A 17,717-nucleotide genomic window follows, 5' to 3' on the forward strand; every position below is an offset into this window, starting at 1 on the left:
CCCACCAGGTCGCCGTCCTTCTTGTGAATGCGTTCCTTAATGGCCTCCTTCAGGGCATCGCCGGACAGGTCAGCAAAGTCGTTATCCGCCAGATACTTCAGCTTCAGCTCGTTGGGGGTCCCCTCCAGACCGGCGGTATAGGCGGGAGATACTACCGGGTCGGCCAGCTCCCAGATCTTGCCCACCGGATCCTTGAAGGCACCGTCTCCGTACACCATGACCTCCACATGCTTCCCAGTCTTTTCCAGCAGCTTCTTCTGAATGGCCTCCACCAGATCCTGGCACTCCCGGGGGAATAGCTTGACCTGGTCCTCCGTAGCCTTGTTGGAGCCCAGCAGGCCGTACTTGGCGTTATAGCCGCTGCCGTCAACCGGGGCAGTCATAATCTCGTCCAGGCCAAAGACCTTCTCCGCCCCGCCCTGCTTTAGCAGACGCTTGGTGCGCTGACGAGTGTGGATGTCACAGCACAGCACATTCTTGGTGTATCCCAAGATAGCCCGCGGATCGTTGGCAAAGATTACCTCCACCTCAGCGCCGCTCTCCCGAATCAGCTGCTGATAGTATTCCACATAGTCCACGCCGGTGAAGGGGTGCTTCTCATAGCCGAACAGTTCCCGGTATTTCTCCAGAGACAGGACATCCTTATAGGGGTCCACGCCGCGCTCATCCAAGGCATCCAAACTGACCAAGTGGTTGCCCACCTCGTCCGAGGGATAACTGAGCATCAGGACGATCTTCTTGGCCCCCTTGGCGATGCCCCTTAGGCAGATGGCAAAGCGGTTGCGGCTGAGAATGGGGAAGACAACGCCCACGGTCTGGCCGCCCAGCTTGGCCTTCACATCGCCGGCGATATTGTCCACCGAGGCATAGTTGCCCTGGGAGCGGGCCACGATAGCCTCAGTCATGGCAACCACGTCACGGTCCCGGATGGCGAAGCCGTCGTCAGCGGCCGCCTCCAGCACGGAATTGGTGACGATCTCCACCAGGTCATCACCGCTGCGGATGATAGGGGCCCGCAGGCCGCGGGAAACGGTACCGACCATACGACTCATGTTGGAACACTCCTTATCGTTTCATGTGTATCATTTCATCAGATGGGGAACATCTGTCCCCAATTTTTTAGTATAGCAAGAAATGTTCAAAAAGTAAATAAAAAATAGCTCTCCCTGGGCTTCTTTGGCATCCAAAGTTTCACGGACAAAGGCGCCGCCCCTCTGTGCAAATGGACGGCCAAAAAATTTTTTGGACTGTGCGGGAACTTTTCTCTCCCCAATACGTCTATTAAAAGCAAAGGGACAGGAACGCCCCACAAAAAGGAAAAGGAGCGATTATAATGAACAAGAAGCTAACCGCCGTCGTACTGAGCGGTGCCGTCGTCTGGCTGATGGGCGCCCACGCGCTGGCCGCACAGCCGGCAGGCCAGTCTGATATCATTCCAATCTCCGCCCCTGTGGAGGACATCGCCATGACAGACAGCGCGCTTTACTACGGAACCGTGTCCGCCATCTCCACGGAGGAGGACGGAACCATTTCCCGCTTGACTATGGAGTCTGAGGCCCATGGACAGTATGTGATGAATCTCTCCCCAGACACCGTATGGGTAGACGCTGGAAATAAAACCGCCGCTGATCCCTCCACGGTGAAGGTGGGCGACAGACTGTATGTGTACCACAGCCACGTCTCCACCCGCTCTCTCCCTCCCCAGTCCGCCGCCTTCGCCGTGGTCGTTAACGTGCCCCAAGATATGGGTGCGCCCCACTACCACGTCGTAAATAATGTGGTGTCCCAGGAGGATGGCTCTGTGAAGTTCTCTGTGGACAATGGAGGACTCATTCTCTCCGTATCCGTAGATACCGGCCTGTCCGCCTACGAGGGGGACGCCCCCGCCCTGGCTGATATCCAGGCCGGTGACCGCATCATGGCCTGGTACGATATCGTACTCACCTCCTACCCCGGTCAGAGTGGCGCCAGCCATATCATGCTCCTGCCCGCTAAGGCCGAGGATCTGCCCAAGCCTGAGGAGGGCGCCCAGCTGACTATGGAGTTGGACGGCAAAGTACCCAACATGGTAGGCCGCTATGAGAGCGGCGTGGCTATGGTTCCCGTGGCCGCCGTCGCCCAGGCTCTGGGCCTGGACGTGACTTACACCCCCAATACAGACGAGGGCGCCTTGGTCACCGTGGAGAGCGACCAGTTCCGGGTCAGCCTGTACCTGGACCGGCAGATCATCACCGGCGTCACCAAGATTGAAGGGGCCGTAGGCGCCACCGGCCCCCTGGACTATGGCAAGGCCCCCTATGTGGTCGCCCCTGGCACCACCTGGGCGCCCGCCGAGATCTTCAAGATGCTGGGCAGGACTGTCACCCTGGAGGGCACCAATCTTATCATTGAGTGATTTGAGCCTGAATCAAGAAATAGACCATACAAAAAGGGAGCCGCTTCCTGGTGAAGCGGCTCCCTTTTCCAATGTCCGGCCCGCTAGGGGCTGACAAGTGAGACTCCAAACACAGGTACACACACGGGGTGATGCCAGATTTATTAACATAAGATTTTATTTGCCTAGTCCTTTTGGTGGTACGGCCCGAATACTATTTCCAGTTGTTTGAGCGGCTGTGTGTGCTGTACGCAGCGTACAGGGCGCTGGCGATAAATTTTATAACACCCATTACAGGCAAAGCAGCGGCTCTCCGCCTCTGGATTTTCCTTCATGCGGGAGATAAAATCAGGCTGGCAGATCAGGCTTCGGCTAAATGACACAAAGGGGAACCCGGCTTCCAGCACCTGTTCCGCTGTCTTACGGGAGAAAACTCCTCCTACTGGAATCAGCGGCACCTCAACGCCCTCTCTGGCCTCCATGATCTCATGGAGAAAGAATGGCTTTTTCTCCCCTGCCCGGGTGGCAAAATCAAGTCCGCTGATCTCTATTCCGTCTACGCCGGCCCCCTGGCAGAGCCGCAGAAGAGCACGCAGATCTCCGCATCCATTGGAGTCCACCTTGACCAGCAGCGCAAACTCCGGCCCACAGGCCGCGCGCACGCCAGCCAGAATTCTTGCCGGCAGGCGGAAGCGATTCTCCAGGCAGCCGCCATAGCTGTCTGTCCGGTGATTCTCCTGGGGGTTCAGAAAATTGGACAGGAGATAGCCGTGGGCATGGTGGACCTGCACCCCGTCCAGTCCGGCCGCCTGGCATATCCGTGCTCCGTCAATGAACTGCTCTACCAGTTGGTCCAGCTCTTCCTCCGTAAAATCATCCGGTCCCTTTGGACGGCATCCGTTGACTCTCTCCATTCCCTTCAGTCCGCTGTGACTGATCTGGGCCACAATCCGGCCGCCAGCCCGGTGTACCTCCTCCGCGGCCTGGCGCAACAGGCTGTGGTCAATCCGCCGGTCCAACACCACCTGTCCCTCGTCGGCGCGCTGAGAGCGGTCTACCGTCATATGGCCAGTAATAATAAGACCTACTTCCCGCTCGGCTAGCTCCCTCTGCACCTGGACCCAGGCTGGCGTGATCTGCCCATCCAGGGTCGAGAGGTGCTCATTGGTCGCTGAACGGACCGTCCTATTTTTTAAGTGGAGAGGCCCAAGCCGGGCCGTTTCAAACAGTTTGTAATGCATACACTCCTCACCATCCATCCAAATATTCCTGTGGGCTTACAGGTCTTTCCCAGTAATACGGGCAGTGCGCCCCAGCTTGTTCCACTCCCGGTTTCCCTGGTTGTGCTGGGCCACCAGCTTGGCAATCTGCCCCTGGCTCTCCTCCACCTCCGCCTTGAAGGCTCTGGCGGACAGGCGCAGAGCCCCGTGGCCCAGAATGATCATCTGCTCCAGCCCGTCGGAGGTGGCCACCCGCACCCGATGGTCTCTCCCCAGGTCATAGGTCGTTTTTTCAATATAGGCGTCGGCAGTTTCCGCCTCCTTGGTGTACACCACATAGATACCGTTGACCTTTTCCACCGAGCCTGGGTTCCCCTTCACTTTATAGGCATCAAAGACCAAAATGACCACACAGTTTCGAAAGCCCTGGTAGTTGGACAGGATATCAGCCAGCGTAGAACGGGCGGCAGCCACGTCCTGCTGCGCTATCCGCTTCAGCTCCTCCCAGGCGAAAATGATGTTGTATCCGTCCACAAGCAGGTACTCCGGCCCAGTCTTTTGGGCACGGATGGCGTACTTCTCGTCGCTGAGGCTGGTCCGCGCCGGCTTTTTCTGGGGTTGGAAGGCCCGCGGCTCCACCTTGCCATAGGTCCGCTCGAAAATGGCCTGGAGTTCCTTGTCCTGCTCCAGACTTCCGCTAGAGTAGGTCCGCTGTCTGCCGGCGGGAGGGGCCTCAGCCTGCCGTGGGCGCTCCAGCCCTAGGCGCAGGCCGCTGTCCACGTGCATATGGTCCCGTACCTCGCTCCATTTCACGTTGACGCCTGCCCCATGGGAACAGAACACAGAGTCGGGGGTATTTTCCACATCCCGCTCCGGGTCGTAGCTAAATTGGGCAACGATGCTCTCCTGGTCAGCACAGGGTTCATAGCCCCGAAGCGCACAGTTTAAGCGGCCACGGCCTCGGGTGTAGGAGGCCACCTCCCGCCAGTAGTTCCGCAGGCCAGCCACCGGCCCGTGACCGGAGAGGAGGACCAGCTCTCCCTCCTGTTCTGGGGCGTCCACAGCTCCCCCCATGGCCTGGAGGTCGGTCATGGCCCGGCCCACACAGTCCGGGGGCAGCTCCAGTTGGAATTCGTAATGGGGCTCCAGCAGAATACTCTCCGCCTGCATCAGCCCCTGGCGCACCGCTCGGTAGGTGGCCTGGCGGAAGTCGCCCCCCTCGGTGTGTTTCAGATGGGCCCGGCCGGCCACCAGTGTGATCTTCATGTCCGTTATGGGGGAGCCGGTGAGCACTCCCTGGTGCTCCTTCTCTTTGAGATGAGTGAGAATCAACCGCTGCCAGTTCAGGTCCAGCTGGTCCGCCGAGCAGGAGGAGGCAAAGCGCAGCCCGCTTCCCCGCTCCCCCGGCTCCAGCAGCAGGTGTACCTCGGCATAGTGGCGCAGGGGCTCGAAGTGGCCTACCCCCTCCACTGGGCCAGAGATCGTCTCCCGGTAAACGATGGATCCAGCTCCGAAGGACACCTCCACCCCGAACCGCTCCCGGATCAGACGGGTCATCACCTCCAGCTGTATCTCGCCCATAAGTCGGAGATGTATCTCTCCCAGAGCCTCGTTCCACACCACCCGGAGCTGGGGGTCCTCCTCCTCTAACTGCCGAAGGTTCCGCAGTATGGCGTGGACATCACACCCATGGGGCAGGATCACCTGGTAGGTGAGAGGTGGCTCCAGCTCCGGCTCCCACCGCCCGGCTTCCCCTCCAAGCCCATCCCCAGGCCGGGTATGGGTCAGGCCGGTCAGGGCGCACACCGTGCCAGCTGGCGCCTCGTCCACAGTCTGATATTTGGGTCCGGAGTAGATCCGGATCTGGTTGACCTTCTCCTGCCAGCCCTCTCCTCCCAAAGCGGTCCGGACCCGGAGCGTGCCGCCGGTGACCTTCACATAGGTCAGCCGGTCGCTGCCGTCCCTGGCGATCTTGAACACCCGCGCCCCAAACTCCGGACCATACTGGGGAGCAGAGGCGTAAGTAGCCAGGCCGTCCAGCAGCTCCCCCACCCCCTCCAGCTTGAGCGCGGAGCCAAAGAAGCAGGGAAAGATGAGCCGACGGGTCACCAGATCGGCCACATCCTCCTCTGTGACTTCCATTCCCTCCAGATAGTGTTCCAATAGCGCCTCGTCGCAGGCGGCTAGATCCTCTTGAATTGATCCGATCCCCCGAGAGAAATCCAGGCAGCCGCTGTCCAGTCTGGCCTGGAGCTGGGCCAGCAGGGCGTCTCGGTCGCTGCCCGCCAGGTCCATCTTGTTTATAAATAGAAACGTGGGTATTTTGTGCTTGTCCAACAGCTTCCACAGCGTGCGGGTATGGCCCTGGATGCCGTCAGTGCCGCTGACCACCAAAACGGCGCAGTCCAGCACCTGGAGAGATCGCTCCATCTCCGCGGAGAAATCCACATGCCCTGGGGTGTCCAGCAGGGTGAAGGCTGTTCCCCCATAGGAGAACTCCGCCTGCTTGGAGAAGATGGTGATGCCTCTCTCCCGCTCCTGAGTATCTGTATCCAGAAAGGCGTCCTGATGATCTACCCGCCCCAGCTTCCGCAGGGCACCGCTCAGATACAGCAGCCCCTCGGAGAGTGTGGTCTTGCCGCTATCCACATGGGCCAAAACCCCCATTACGATCCTTCTCATTTTATGGCTGTCCCGCCTTCCGCACTTCTCATTTTTATCCAGCATACAATGTCCCCGGTCCACTGTCAAGGTAGTTCCCTTCCCATTTTTTCCACTTTCCGGCTACTTTCTCTGGACTTTTACATAGAAATGCGGTATACTATGTCGTTCTTACCATAGATAGCATTGGCAGGAGGTCCCCTGTGTATCAATTTTTATTTATCTTTTTCGTCTACGCCTTTCTGGGCTGGTGTACCGAGGTCAGCTATGCCGCCCTGGTCACGGGCCGCTTTGTCAACCGGGGATTTCTCAACGGCCCCTGGTGCCCTGTCTACGGCTTTGGAGTGGTCATCGTGCTGGCCTTTCTGGAGCCTCTGAAGAGCAACCTCCTGCTGCTGTTCCTGGGTTCCGTTGTCTTGACCTCCGCTCTGGAATGGGCCACTGGCTTTGTGCTGGAAAAAATATTTCATCAGCGCTGGTGGGATTACTCTGACCAGCCCTTCAACCTCAACGGCTATATTTGTCTCCGGTTTTCCATTGCCTGGGGTCTGGCCTGCTTGTTCGTAGTCAAGCTCCTCCACCCCTCAGTCCTACTGGTCATCCGGCTGGTACCAAGGGGACTTGGCTGGACGCTGCTGGCCCTTCTGGCCGCTGTCATGGCGGTGGACCTGGCCGCCACGGTCCGTACCATCGCCAAGCTCAACCGCCGCCTCTCTCAGTTGGACCAGCTGGCTGCCAAAATCAAGGACGCCTCCAACGATTTTGGAGAGGACCTGGCCGAGCGAGTGCTGGATGCCGCTGAGAAAGGATCCGACTGGAAGGAGGAACTGGAGGAGCTCACCGACCGCCTTGCCCAGCGCCAGGAGGGCTTGCGGGAGGACCTGGGCGATCTCAGGGAAGACCTTCAGGATCATTTGGAGGAGCGCCGGGAGCAATACCGCCGCCAGCTTCAGGATTGGAAGGAGAGTATTCAGGAGCTGCTGGACCGGGACAGCTTTGGCCAGTACCGGCTGTTCAAGGCCTTCCCTGGGCTCCGTTCCACCCGGTACAAGGAGGCGCTGGAGCGGCTGCGCCGACGCATGGGCCAGTAGCAAATATTCCGTTGTAATTTTTTCCACTTTATGATAGCATAATGATAATCATAATCAAAAAGGAGGCCATTTCTGTGGAGGAACTGCTGGATCTCAAGGACCGTATGGAGCGGGAGCGTCCCACCCCCTGGGAGGAGTTGCCGGACCTGGCCCTGTATATGGACCAGATCATCGCCTATATGCCCCGGCAGCTGATCCGCTTTGGCGAGGGGGAGTCCCTGACCTCCGCCATGGTCAACAACTATATCAAGGACGGGTTGGTCCCCCGTGCGGACGGCAAGCGGTACGGCCCGGTCCACCTGGGCTACCTCACCGCGGTGTGCGCCCTGAAAAAGGTACTCTCTGTCCGGGATACCGGCGTTCTTATCAGCGCCGGCCGTAAAGCCAAAGGGCAGGACCCAGAGGCGCTGTACAACTACTTCTGTTCCGCTCTGGACCGAGCTTTGACCGATACTGCCCAGAGCTTTGACGCCGATGCCCAGCGAGAGGATCTGCCCCGCATCGCTCTAGACCTGGCCCTGCGGAGCTATGCCAACCAGCTGGCCTGTGCCCGGATCCTGGATATCCTCCAGTCCTTCGGACCGGCGGAACACAAAAAGCCCAAGAAATGACCTGTTGAAGACATCTTCTCCCCATTTCTTATCCTCTTCCCAAGGAGCGTGTTTATTATGTCAGACTTTGTTATCCTTACTGACTCCTCTGCCGATCTCAGCGCCGATATGGTTCGAGATCTGGGCGTTCAGGTCCTGCCGCTCAGCTTTGAGATGGACGAAAAGATCTACCATAACTACCCCGACAACCGGGAGATGGACCCCCACCAGTTTTACGAGCTGCTGCGGAACGGCCATACCGCCACCACTTCCGCGGTCAACGTAGCCCAGTATACGGAGCTCATTGAGCCCTTACTCCAGGCGGGACAGGATATCCTGATCCTGGCCTTCTCCTCCGGTCTGTCCACCACCTTCAGTTCCTCGGCCATCGCGGTGGACGAATTGCGGGAAAAATACCCTGAGCGCAAGGTGTATACTGTGGATACCCTGTGTGCCTCCCTGGGACAGGGCATGTTGGTGTGGCTGGCCGTTCAGGAACAGCGGAAGGGCCGCTCCATCGAGGAGGTCCGGGACTGGGTGGTGAGCCATAAGCTATCTATCTGCCACCAGGTGACGGTGAACGACCTCCACTTTCTGAAGCGGGGCGGCCGTATCTCCGCCACCACCGCCGTCGTGGGCTCCATGCTTCAGATCAAGCCCATTATCCATGTGGACGACGAGGGTCATCTCATCAACATCGGCAAGACCCGTGGCCGTGCCGCCGCATTGAAGGCCCTGGTGGATAAGATGGAGCTGACCGCTGTTGACCCCGCCGACCAGACCGTGTTCATTAGCCACGGCGACTGTTTGGAGGACGCCGAAATGGTGGCTCAGATGGTGCGGGACCGCTTTGGGGTCCAGACCATCTATATCAACTATGTGGGCCCTGTGATCGGCGCCCACACTGGTCCGGGCGTGGTGGCTCTGTTTTATGTAGGTTCTGAGCGCTGACCACACCCTACGCCGCAGAGCGGTGAAAAATGAACATTCAGGAGGATCAACATGGCCGATATCAAATGGCTGGAGATCACCGTCAATACCACCCCCGACCAACTGGACCAGGTGTCCGCCAAACTGACTGCCGCTGGTATGGATGGACTGGTCATCGAGGATGAAGGAGATTTTCTCCAGTTTCTGGAGCAGAACCGGCAATACTGGGACTATGTGGACCAGGAGCTGCTGGACCGGATGAAGGGAGTCACCCGGATCAAATTCTATGTCACGGATGACACCGACGGCCGGGAGCAACTGGCCCGCTATACCCGTGGACTAGATCAAGAGTATACTGTCACCCCCCTTACGGACGACGACTGGGCATATAGCTGGCAGAAATACTACAGGCCTCTTGCGATTGGCCAGCGGCTGTATGTGGTTCCCCAGTGGGAACGGGAGGAGCCTATCCCCCAAGGCCGCAGCCCGCTGTATCTCAACCCCGGCCTCACCTTTGGAACCGGGTCCCACGCCTCCACCCAGTTATGCCTGGAGGGAGTGGAGGAGCACACCGCCCCCGGACGGCCAGTGCTGGACCTGGGCTGCGGCAGCGGCATCCTCTCCATCGCCGCTCTGTGCCTGGGGGCCAGCACCGCAGTCGCCGTGGACATTGATCCCAAGGCGGTGGACGTGGCCTATGAAAATGCCGCCCTCAACGGCATCGGGAAGGACCGGTATACCGTCCGGGCCGGGGATGTCCTCTCTGACCGCTCCCTGGCCGGCGAGTTGGCCCGGCAGCGGTACCATCTGGTGCTGGCCAATATCGTAGCCGACGTCATTATCCCCCTATCCGCCCAAGTCCCCCGCCTGTTGGAAGAGGACGGGGTGTTCCTGTGCTCCGGCATCATCGACACCCGTGCCCACGAGGTGGAAGAAGCCCTTGTAAAAAATGGACTGACCGTCACTCGCCGCCGGGAGAAAAACGGCTGGGTGGCTCTGGAGTCTAAACTGGGCTAAACCCCAACCTCCGCAGAAAGGAGCCCCTCCTATGGACCGCGCCATTGTCATTCGTCCCCAATTTCCCTCCAATAGAAGGGTCATCGCTGTCAGCGATATTCACGGCAACCTGCCCTTTTTTCAGGCTCTAATGGACCAAATCAGGCTGTCCCCTGAGGATATCCTGGTGTTGGTGGGGGATATGCTGGAAAAAGGGCAGGACAGTCTGGCTCTGCTGCGCCATCTTATGGAGCTGCCACGGACTCACACCGTCTATCCCCTGTGCGGCAACTGCGACGGTCTGGTCCACCGCTTCTTTGAAACAGACGAGCTGGATGAGCACTTTTTTTCCGTCTATCTGCCCCAGCACCCCGAATCCACTCTCCGGCAGATGGCTCGGGAGGGCGGCTTTGAACAGCTGGAGGATCTGCCCCGGCTGCGTGAGGACCTGCGGCGGGCTTTTCCACGGGAGCGGGCCTGGCTGGCTTCGCTGCCCACCATTCTGGAAACCGAGCATCTGGTCTTTGTCCACGGGGGTATTCCCTCCCTGGAAAGGATGGAGGAGTTGGACCGCTGGCGGTGCATGAAAAACGACGATTTTCTGGGACAGGGCCGGTCTTTTCCCAAGTGGGTCATTGTGGGCCACTGGCCAGTGACGCTATACGACCCCAACATTCCCTCCGCCGCCCCCATCCTGCTCCGGGATCGGAAAATCGCCTCTATCGACGGCGGCTGTGTGCTGAAGCTGGACGGCCAGCTCAATGCCCTGATCCTCCCCTCTGAGGACTCGGAGGAATTCAGCTGGGACGCCTTTGATGGACTGCCCGTCGCCGTTGCTCTGGATGGGCAGTCCCCCTCCTCCGACTCAGTCAACGTCCGCTGGGGCCGAAGCGGCCTGGAACTGCTGGAGAAGGGAGAGGACACCTCCCTATGCCGCCACCTGGAAACAGGCCGGGTGTTGCCCATCCTGAACCGTTACCTCCGCCGTGGACCCAATGGCCTGTGGTGCGAGGACTCCACCGACTACGCGCTTCCTGTATCCCCTGGCGACCGGCTGACCGTTGTAGCTTCCACCTCACAGGGATATTTGTGCAAAAAAGAAGGACGTACTGGCTGGTATTATGGCCGGTTATCGGATATACTGTAAAAAGAAATAAATAGACAAGGATTTGGATCTATGTTGGATTTCCACCCCCTGCAGCTGGAAGACTTCCCCAGACTGCGCCCATTTTTCGGATACAGCGGAAGCCGTATCTGCGACACCACCCCTGGCACCGTCTTTATCTGGCGGGATATGTACAAGACCGAGTGGGCTATCTATGACGGCTCCCTCTATTTCAAAGTGGACTACCCTGGACTGGGCCCCACCTTTACCCTGCCCCTGGGCGGCGGCCGGACGGAACACTACCGTCAGATTGCCGACTACTGCTGCCGACGGGAAATGCCTATCCAGTTTTATCCGGTTTCCAAGGATGAGCTGGAGCGCCTTCAGGACTTTTTCCCTGCCAGCACCGCCGCCACAGAGCGGGACAATTTTGACTATCTGTACCGTGCGGAGGATCTGAAATATTTTCGGGGGAAAAAGCTCAGTGGCCAGCGCAACCATGTAAACAAATTTCTCAAGACCTATGGCAGCTGGCTGTTCCGCCCCATCGCCCCAGAGGATATCCCATCGGTCAAGGGCTTTCTGGACCGCTATGCCAGCCGGGTAGACAAATCTGCGGCCTCCTTCCATGAGGATATCGCCAAGACTCATGAAGTGCTGGACAATTACCAGACCTATGACCTGCTGGGCGGTATGCTGCTGGTGGATGGGCAAATCGCCGGGTTCTCCCTGGGAGAGATCATTGGCGACACCCTCTTTACCCACATTGAGAAGGCGGACCGGGATTACGAGGGCTGCTACCAGATGCTGGTCGCCCAGTTCGCCCAGCATTTCGCTACGGAAGGCATCGCCTTCATCAACCGCGAGGATGACGCCGGTGATCTGGGCCTTCGCACCAGCAAGCTGTCCTATCACCCCATCGCCCTGTTGGAGAAGTACACCGTCACGGTGGAGGAGCCCTGCGCCTTCTGCCAAAAGTAAAAAACACCGGGTCCAGATTGGACCCGGTGTTTTTTCACGATTTGGAATGGTAAGCGTCGATGGCGGCGGCCTCATAGTCGTTGGCCACCAGCAGCAGGACGGTGTGTTGAAGCTGCTTCACCAGCGCGTTCTCCAGCTTGGGGATCTCGGCGGGGCGGTAGTCCTCGTTAGCGGTGATCTGACCGGCCACATAATCTTCCAGGGCCTCCACCGCCTTGGAAGCCTGCTCCTCGCTGTCAAAACAAAGCACCGCCATCTCCTCGCAGGTAGCGCCGGCGGAGCGGATCACGGAGGCATCGTACATATTCTCCCGCTCCAGGCCGTAGTCGGCCAGCTTATACAGAGCGAAGGCGGTGTCGGCGTCTACCTCCTCCAGGGACTCGGAGAAGGCGCCGGCATCCACCACACTCTGGACCTCGCTAACGCCGTAGAGGGCGGGGCTGCCAGAGGGGTCCTCCTTGCCCTCCCTGCCGCCGCAGGCAGCCAGGGTCAGTAGCAAGACCAGGGCTAGGGCGGCGGTCAAAAATTTTTTCATCGCGCTTCCTCCTTCGGATATAGGGTGTCATAGTCCACAGTGTGGGTCTGCAAATAGGCCAGCCACTTCTGACAGTAAGCCTTACTTAGATGAATGCCGTCCTTGCTGGCATCCGCGGGCAGCTCCCCGTTTTCATCGACGAACTCAGAGTACAGATCCAGAAATACCACCTGCTTCTCCTCCGCCGCCTTCTTCATCAAATCGTTATACACTCGGAGGTGTTCGTTGGTCAAATAGTCCCGGCCCCCAGTCTGAGCGATGACACCCTCATTCAGCGGAATCAGCCCCTGAATATAGATCACAGCATTGGGCTGCAGCGTCCGGATCTCGTCGATGGCGCTGCAATAGCTGTCGTAAAAGCCCTGATCGTTAAAATATCCCAGCTCGTTGACGCCAAGAGAAAGGTAGACCTTGCCGTACTGTTCCAGCGCCAGCGCCTCCAGCAAAGTATACTTCTCCCCATTGATAGTCAAAGCCTTCTTCTCCCCCAGCTTGAAGATAGAAAGGCCATTGGAGGTCAGATTCTTGCCCGTCCCTATACCGCTGTATATCATAAACCCATCGGTACGGGAATCTCCCACGAAGGCCGCGTCATCAAAGTAGCTGTTATCCACCGGATCCGACTGGGGAGCAGGCTGGGAAAAGTCATAGCCCGCTTCCGGCTCATCCTTCTCCTCCGGTTGGTCTGGCTCCTCTGTCAGATTGCCTGACGGGTTGGAGCTGTCAGGGGGTATAGCGGAGGAATCGTCCACCTCTGATGCAGCGCCGCTCCCACTCCCCGTCCCCGGCTGGGTCGAAGTATCGTTCCGCCCCCCGGAAGCGTCTCCGCCGGTATCCTTTGGGGCTGACAGCCCCATCCCTACCGCGAGGGCCAGAACGACAGCCGCCGCTAAAATCAGGAATATGGTCCAATAGGTCCGGTATTTTCTACGACCTCTATACATATCGTACCTCCAAAAATCAACCTATCGCCCCAGGGGGGCAAATCTGGGCAGGATCGCCCGTAGAACAGAAGATGTAAGCATAGCCCCCACCGACAGGGCGGCGGCCATTCCAAACGTGTGCAGCAGCGTAGTTAGAAACAGCTGGGTATAACCACTCACACAATACTGCATGGCGTGGTAGATACCCGCTCCCGGCACCAGAGGCAATAGTGCTACCTGGAGGTACCCCGTTACTGGGCAGCGGCGCAGGCGAGCCATCCATTCAGAGTATCCTCCAATCACCACAGCCGCCAGAAACGCAGAAAGGATATCGTTGGCAGACAGCTCCATGGCCGCCAGATAGGCCAGCCAACCCAGCCCGGCCCCAAAGCCGCAGATCAGCACCCCCCAGCCCTGGATATTGAACACCAGCCCAAAGCCTACACAGGCCAGCATAGCCCACAGGCAGGGCAGCAGATCGATCCCCTCTGTTTGCCCGCCCCCACCTCCTGGAGCGCCCTGACCCAGCAGCAGGGGCAGAGCAGTACCCAAGGCGATGGCGGTGGCCACCAGAATGACCTCTGCTGTCCGGTTCAGCCCGGAGAATACATCACCGGCCATAATTTCCCGCATAGCATTCGTCAGGGCCATACCAGGCACCAGCACCATCAGCGCGCCGATGGAGATGGCCTCCAGATCCTTTCCCAGCCCCAGTGTGACCAAAAGAAGCGCCAGTCCGGAAATGAGCGCTGCACAGATGGTCGTACGGAAAAAGGTATTAGAGCCAATGAAACGCTGTCCGTAGAGCAGACAAACACCGGCGGCCAGACCGCACAAGGCTGCGGCCAGCCATTCCAACAGCCCTCCGCCAAAAAACAGGGCAAAGAAGGCCGCTGTAGCCCCATAGGCCAATACTAAGATTTTAGGTGAAAAGCCGCGGAGCCCCCTTGGCAGATCGGCTACCAACTCCTGTGCCTCAAGGACCGGGACAGGCTGATTACACAGGTAGCGGCAGAGCTGGTTACACCGCTCCAGCAGTTCAATATCCGTTCCGTGGGCAGGGATGCGGCACATACGAGTCAATGGATGCCCCTCTGGAGTGTTGACACTGACGATTAGGCAGTTGGGGATGGCAAATACCTGTGGCTCTACACCGTAGGCAGTCAGCAGGCGGCGGACGGACTCCTCGACACGGTATATCTCCGCCCCGCTCTCCATCAATCGGCAGCCCAGCTCGGTGCCTAAATTGAGCAGCTTGTCGTAATCCATCGAATGTCCCCTCTCCACTAGAACAGGATATCATGTTTTTACAAAATTACAAGTAACAATCCAATTACATTTTTGCCCACCTGGACATGCTGTATCGCCTATTCGCCGGGGCGTTCAGATTCCGGCTGCTCCAATGGCCCTCTTCCTCCCTTTTCTAAATAATGGGCGCTATGAAAAAGCCGCCCATGTGTCTAGCATGGGCGGCTCCATAAGATTTGCCGGATCGAAATCGTGGCTCGCCGGTTCAGGGCCTCACCACTCTGCGCATCAGCCCCACTCCAATAGGGGTTGGCCCGGTATGGACGCCGATGGTCACACCAATCTGATAAGGGCGGAAATCAGGCATATCAAATCCCCGTGTCGCAAGACCCTCGCGGATCTGCTGGGTGAATAGGTCATATTCCTCCCGATCCAGTCCGTAGCCAGTGGCCACTCTGTAATCGTCCAAATCCAATTCCTTGCGGTCCACATAGCGGAAAAACAGATCCCGCACCCGCTGAAGGGATTTTTTTCTTCCTTGGGCAATTCCGTCGGACACCAGTTCCCGGTCCTGATAGCCAATGAGGGGCTTAACCTTCAACAGTGTACCAGTAGCCGCGGCCGCCTTACCGATGCGGCCGCCGTGGCGGAGGTACTCCAGGTCATTGGTGGTAAAAAAGATGCGGCCAGTAGACCGTATCTTCTCCAGAGCATCTATGGCTTCCTCCAACGTGCTGCCCCGGTCCCGAAGGACCACCGCTTCCTCTACAAGCAGCCCCTGCAGCACAGTGGCTGACTGGGAGTCCATTACATAGATTCGGGCCTGAGGGTATTCCTCCAGCAGTACTGTCCTGGCATTTCTAGCGCACTGGGCCGATCCGCTGAACGACTCGTTCAGGCAAATACACAGTACCGGCATCCCTGCCTGGGCCTGTGGACGAAATGCCTCCAGATAGTCCTCCAAAGTAGGCATAGAGGTTTTAGGAAATACTCCGGGATTGTCCGCCATCTTCTGGTAAAAGTCGTGGGTGGAGATATCCCGCTCCTCCCGGTAATAGACCTCATCCCCCAGCGCCACATAATAGGACACCATATCCACACCAAGCTGCTGGAGCCTCTCCCGTCCTAAATCACAGGAGCTGTCACTGACAATATGAAAGTTCATACAGTCCCTCTATTTCCTCCTTTTCCCCATGTCCACACCCCGCCAGGCGGTGACAAGGGGCCTACTAGCAGATAGGTATTAGGGTAATCATACACCCGCTTACAAAAAATCTCAACTAGTTTTTATTTTTTATGATGAACCGCTGTTGCTCATTATAAGCGGTACTGACCCGGCAATAAGCGGCGATCCTTAATTGCTTGCTCCAAATAGTATCTTTTTCTTTCTCCTGTGAAATTTCGATCATATACTCAGACATAGCAAAACCCCATGATATCACTGACCAGTAGTATATCATGGAGGTTTCATCATAGAAAAAGCTGCATTTCAGCCTTGATCTCAAGGCTGAAATGCAGCTATTAACTTGTAAATAACGGTTAAAACCGATATTTTTATAATAGTGAAAAGCGCCGCCCACAGGGCGCCCCTAATCGAAGCCCAACGCAGTGGGTTCGATTTGGAAAGGAGGAGCAGCGGCGTAAGCGCGCTCTGACTTATAAAATAAGTCGGAGCAAGCGATACAACGCTTGCTCCGACGTGGCACGCCCGAAGGGACTCGAACCCCCAACATTCAGAACCGGAATCTGACGCTCTATCCAATTGAACTACGGACGCATCTCTTAACAGCGCTCCGTTATTATATCAGAATCCTCCCCGTTTGTAAAGAGGATTTTCCCCTGTTTTATTTTTCATTTTCCAGACGACGCCACCAGCATATCTTCACCGGCGGCTGGGCCTCTCCACACACTGCGGCTACCCAGCCCGCTCCCCCGTAAGTCCGGAACCAGAGGCCATCCATCTGCCGGGTTTCCCCTTCTCCCATCATCGGGACCCGGATGGACCGGATGGTCCCCCTCAATCCCTGCCCGCTCTCTTTGACCCGGCTCTCTTTCAGTGACCATAGCAGGGAAAAGGACCTCCACCAGTCCGGCTGCCCTTCCAGCCAGGCCAACTCTTCCGGACCACAGACCCGGGCGGGCAGTCCGGGCCGCCACTCTCTGACCATCTGGATGTCTGCTCCGACCGGGGCGTTATCCAAAGCGCAGAGGGCCAGATGCCCGCTGTGGCTCAGATTGAATTCCAGCCCCTCCTCATGAGGAAAATAGGGCTTTCCGCCAGGTCTCCGGTCCAGTTCCGGCATCCGCGTCAGCCCCCGGCTCTCCCGGAGAGCCAGGGCCAACAGCTGATAGGCATCCTGCCGCTTCTGGATCTCCATGCCAAACAGTTCCACTGACCACCCGCCTCCTCTGTGCCATTGTACCATGTCCTTCTCAAGCAGGCAAGGGGGCTCACGGGGACCCCAGCATCAACAGGGGATCTGGTACCAGGCCCCAGTCTTGGACAAATCTATGAATAGGATATGGTCCGGGGGCCACAGTGTAAACAGGGCGATCAGGATGCCCATTCCCACCACGAGCAGAATGGGCACCATCCACTTTGCGCCATGGAAAGGTCCGGAAAATCGGGTGGAAAACCAGAAGCCGAAAACCATCACAGCCACAAAAATTGCAATATCCACCGCCATAGCTTCTCCCCCCAGGACTATGTGGTAGAGATAGCCTAGCAGCAGCATGAGTCCGCTCATGATCGGCAACGCCAACAGCCACGGTCTGATACCACCCGGCCTGCCACGGTTCAGCCAAAGGGCGGCAGCCAGATAGGGCCAGTATATCAGTTTGATATGCTCCCACAGGCTCTCATTGATTGGAGACAGCAGAGCCGTCACTGGGTTAGGCAGCCACTCATACAGAAAATGCAGCCCAGTCCCGGCCAGCATGGCCAGCAGGCAGGTCAGGATCAACGCGCGCTTGCCATAGAACATCTGGATCACCTCTCCGCTTCACCTTATGCGGAAGAAGAAGGATTTATTCTTCTAGATGGTATATTTTTTCTTTCTGGAG

Annotated in this window: 16 protein-coding genes and 1 tRNA gene; 7 read left to right on the forward strand and 10 right to left on the reverse strand. The window is 57.9% G+C overall.

Annotation, left to right across the window (positions count from 1 at the left end):
* Positions 1 to 1,052, reverse strand: a 1,052-nt coding sequence (locus tag OCV64_RS07530; RefSeq protein WP_262669726.1) for a coenzyme F420-0:L-glutamate ligase, incomplete at its 3' end; no start/stop codon positions are given.
* 281 nt (positions 1,053 to 1,333) lie between these two features.
* Between OCV64_RS07530 and OCV64_RS07535 the strand changes: the two genes are divergently transcribed.
* Positions 1,334 to 2,395 (forward strand): stalk domain-containing protein, encoded by a 1,062-nt coding sequence (locus OCV64_RS07535; protein ID WP_262669727.1) that lies wholly within the window; start codon positions 1,334 to 1,336, stop codon positions 2,393 to 2,395.
* A 164-nt stretch (positions 2,396 to 2,559) separates the two neighbouring features.
* Here OCV64_RS07535 and OCV64_RS07540 read toward each other — a convergent pair whose 3' ends face one another.
* Together OCV64_RS07540 and OCV64_RS07545 are read right to left on the reverse strand one after the other, a co-directional pair.
* A complete protein-coding gene (locus tag OCV64_RS07540) occupies positions 2,560 to 3,615 on the reverse strand; it encodes an NADH:flavin oxidoreductase (RefSeq protein WP_262669728.1) in 1,056 nt (351 codons plus the stop codon).
* A gap of 36 nt (positions 3,616 to 3,651) precedes the next feature.
* On the reverse strand, positions 3,652 to 6,276 hold the full coding sequence (locus OCV64_RS07545; RefSeq protein ID WP_262669729.1) for a translation factor GTPase family protein: 2,625 nt from the start codon (positions 6,274 to 6,276) through the stop codon (positions 3,652 to 3,654).
* A gap of 182 nt (positions 6,277 to 6,458) precedes the next feature.
* On the opposite strand from OCV64_RS07545, the gene OCV64_RS07550 reads away from it, so the two are divergent.
* From OCV64_RS07550 to OCV64_RS07575, 6 genes are all read left to right on the forward strand, one after another.
* The gene (locus OCV64_RS07550) at positions 6,459 to 7,346 is read left to right on the forward strand and encodes a putative ABC transporter permease (protein WP_186851883.1); all 888 of its coding nucleotides are present in this window, start codon (positions 6,459 to 6,461) and stop codon (positions 7,344 to 7,346) included.
* Between the two features lie 74 nt (positions 7,347 to 7,420).
* Positions 7,421 to 7,957, forward strand: coding sequence for a DUF1836 domain-containing protein (locus OCV64_RS07555; protein WP_186851882.1), 537 nt, complete (start codon positions 7,421 to 7,423; stop codon positions 7,955 to 7,957).
* 57 nt (positions 7,958 to 8,014) lie between these two features.
* Positions 8,015 to 8,887 (forward strand): DegV family protein, encoded by an 873-nt coding sequence (locus tag OCV64_RS07560; protein ID WP_186851881.1) that lies wholly within the window; start codon positions 8,015 to 8,017, stop codon positions 8,885 to 8,887.
* A gap of 51 nt (positions 8,888 to 8,938) precedes the next feature.
* A complete protein-coding gene (gene prmA / locus OCV64_RS07565) occupies positions 8,939 to 9,883 on the forward strand; it encodes a 50S ribosomal protein L11 methyltransferase (RefSeq protein WP_147571652.1) in 945 nt (314 codons plus the stop codon).
* Between the two features lie 31 nt (positions 9,884 to 9,914).
* A complete protein-coding gene (locus OCV64_RS07570; RefSeq protein ID WP_262669730.1) occupies positions 9,915 to 11,009 on the forward strand; it encodes a metallophosphoesterase in 1,095 nt (364 codons plus the stop codon).
* 30 nt (positions 11,010 to 11,039) lie between these two features.
* Entirely contained in the window at positions 11,040 to 11,948 is a 909-nt protein-coding gene (locus tag OCV64_RS07575) for a DUF2156 domain-containing protein (RefSeq protein WP_147571654.1), read from the forward strand.
* Positions 11,949 to 11,982: 34 nt separating this feature from the next.
* Here OCV64_RS07575 and OCV64_RS07580 read toward each other — a convergent pair whose 3' ends face one another.
* The 7 genes from OCV64_RS07580 to OCV64_RS07610 form a co-directional block, all read right to left on the reverse strand.
* Positions 11,983 to 12,483 carry a DUF4358 domain-containing protein gene (locus OCV64_RS07580; RefSeq protein WP_147571655.1) on the reverse strand — a complete coding sequence of 167 codons (501 nt, stop codon included), beginning with the start codon at positions 12,481 to 12,483 and terminating at the stop codon, positions 11,983 to 11,985.
* A complete protein-coding gene (locus OCV64_RS07585; RefSeq protein WP_262669731.1) occupies positions 12,480 to 13,427 on the reverse strand; it encodes a GDSL-type esterase/lipase family protein in 948 nt (315 codons plus the stop codon). Before OCV64_RS07585 ends, OCV64_RS07580 begins: the two co-directional genes overlap by 4 nt.
* A gap of 21 nt (positions 13,428 to 13,448) precedes the next feature.
* A complete protein-coding gene (locus tag OCV64_RS07590; protein ID WP_240288354.1) occupies positions 13,449 to 14,675 on the reverse strand; it encodes a threonine/serine exporter family protein in 1,227 nt (408 codons plus the stop codon).
* A 244-nt stretch (positions 14,676 to 14,919) separates the two neighbouring features.
* Complete coding sequence (locus OCV64_RS07595; RefSeq protein ID WP_262669732.1) at positions 14,920 to 15,819, reverse strand: DegV family protein; 900 nt, start codon at positions 15,817 to 15,819, stop codon at positions 14,920 to 14,922.
* A 535-nt stretch (positions 15,820 to 16,354) separates the two neighbouring features.
* Positions 16,355 to 16,431 (reverse strand) — tRNA-Arg (locus OCV64_RS07600).
* Positions 16,432 to 16,498: 67 nt separating this feature from the next.
* Positions 16,499 to 17,047 (reverse strand): 4'-phosphopantetheinyl transferase family protein, encoded by a 549-nt coding sequence (locus OCV64_RS07605; RefSeq protein WP_186851876.1) that lies wholly within the window; start codon positions 17,045 to 17,047, stop codon positions 16,499 to 16,501.
* A 75-nt stretch (positions 17,048 to 17,122) separates the two neighbouring features.
* A complete protein-coding gene (locus tag OCV64_RS07610; RefSeq protein WP_240288360.1) occupies positions 17,123 to 17,638 on the reverse strand; it encodes a DUF6512 family protein in 516 nt (171 codons plus the stop codon).
* Positions 17,639 to 17,717 lie beyond the last annotated feature (79 nt).

This window comes from Muriventricola aceti, assembly GCF_025567565.1.
Classification (GTDB): Bacteria; Bacillota; Clostridia; order Oscillospirales; family Oscillospiraceae; genus Lawsonibacter; species Lawsonibacter aceti.

Bases quoted from the DNA above. Each gene is read 5' to 3' on its own strand.
- prmA (WP_147571652.1), top strand. From the start codon at position 8,939: ATGGCCGATATCAAATGGCTGGAGATCACCGTCAATACCACCCCCGAC.
- OCV64_RS07535 (WP_262669727.1), top strand. From the start codon at position 1,334: ATGAACAAGAAGCTAACCGCCGTCGTACTGAGCGGTGCCGTCGTCTGG.
- OCV64_RS07575 (WP_147571654.1), top strand. From the start codon at position 11,040: ATGTTGGATTTCCACCCCCTGCAGCTGGAAGACTTCCCCAGACTGCGC.
- OCV64_RS07610 (WP_240288360.1), bottom strand. From the start codon at position 17,638: ATGTTCTATGGCAAGCGCGCGTTGATCCTGACCTGCCTGCTGGCCATG.
- OCV64_RS07570 (WP_262669730.1), top strand. From the start codon at position 9,915: ATGGACCGCGCCATTGTCATTCGTCCCCAATTTCCCTCCAATAGAAGG.
- OCV64_RS07580 (WP_147571655.1), bottom strand. From the start codon at position 12,483: ATGAAAAAATTTTTGACCGCCGCCCTAGCCCTGGTCTTGCTACTGACC.
- OCV64_RS07540 (WP_262669728.1), bottom strand. From the start codon at position 3,615: ATGCATTACAAACTGTTTGAAACGGCCCGGCTTGGGCCTCTCCACTTA.
- OCV64_RS07545 (WP_262669729.1), bottom strand. From the start codon at position 6,276: ATGAGAAGGATCGTAATGGGGGTTTTGGCCCATGTGGATAGCGGCAAG.
- OCV64_RS07560 (WP_186851881.1), top strand. From the start codon at position 8,015: ATGTCAGACTTTGTTATCCTTACTGACTCCTCTGCCGATCTCAGCGCC.
- OCV64_RS07590 (WP_240288354.1), bottom strand. From the start codon at position 14,675: ATGGATTACGACAAGCTGCTCAATTTAGGCACCGAGCTGGGCTGCCGA.
- OCV64_RS07595 (WP_262669732.1), bottom strand. From the start codon at position 15,819: ATGAACTTTCATATTGTCAGTGACAGCTCCTGTGATTTAGGACGGGAG.
- OCV64_RS07585 (WP_262669731.1), bottom strand. From the start codon at position 13,427: ATGTATAGAGGTCGTAGAAAATACCGGACCTATTGGACCATATTCCTG.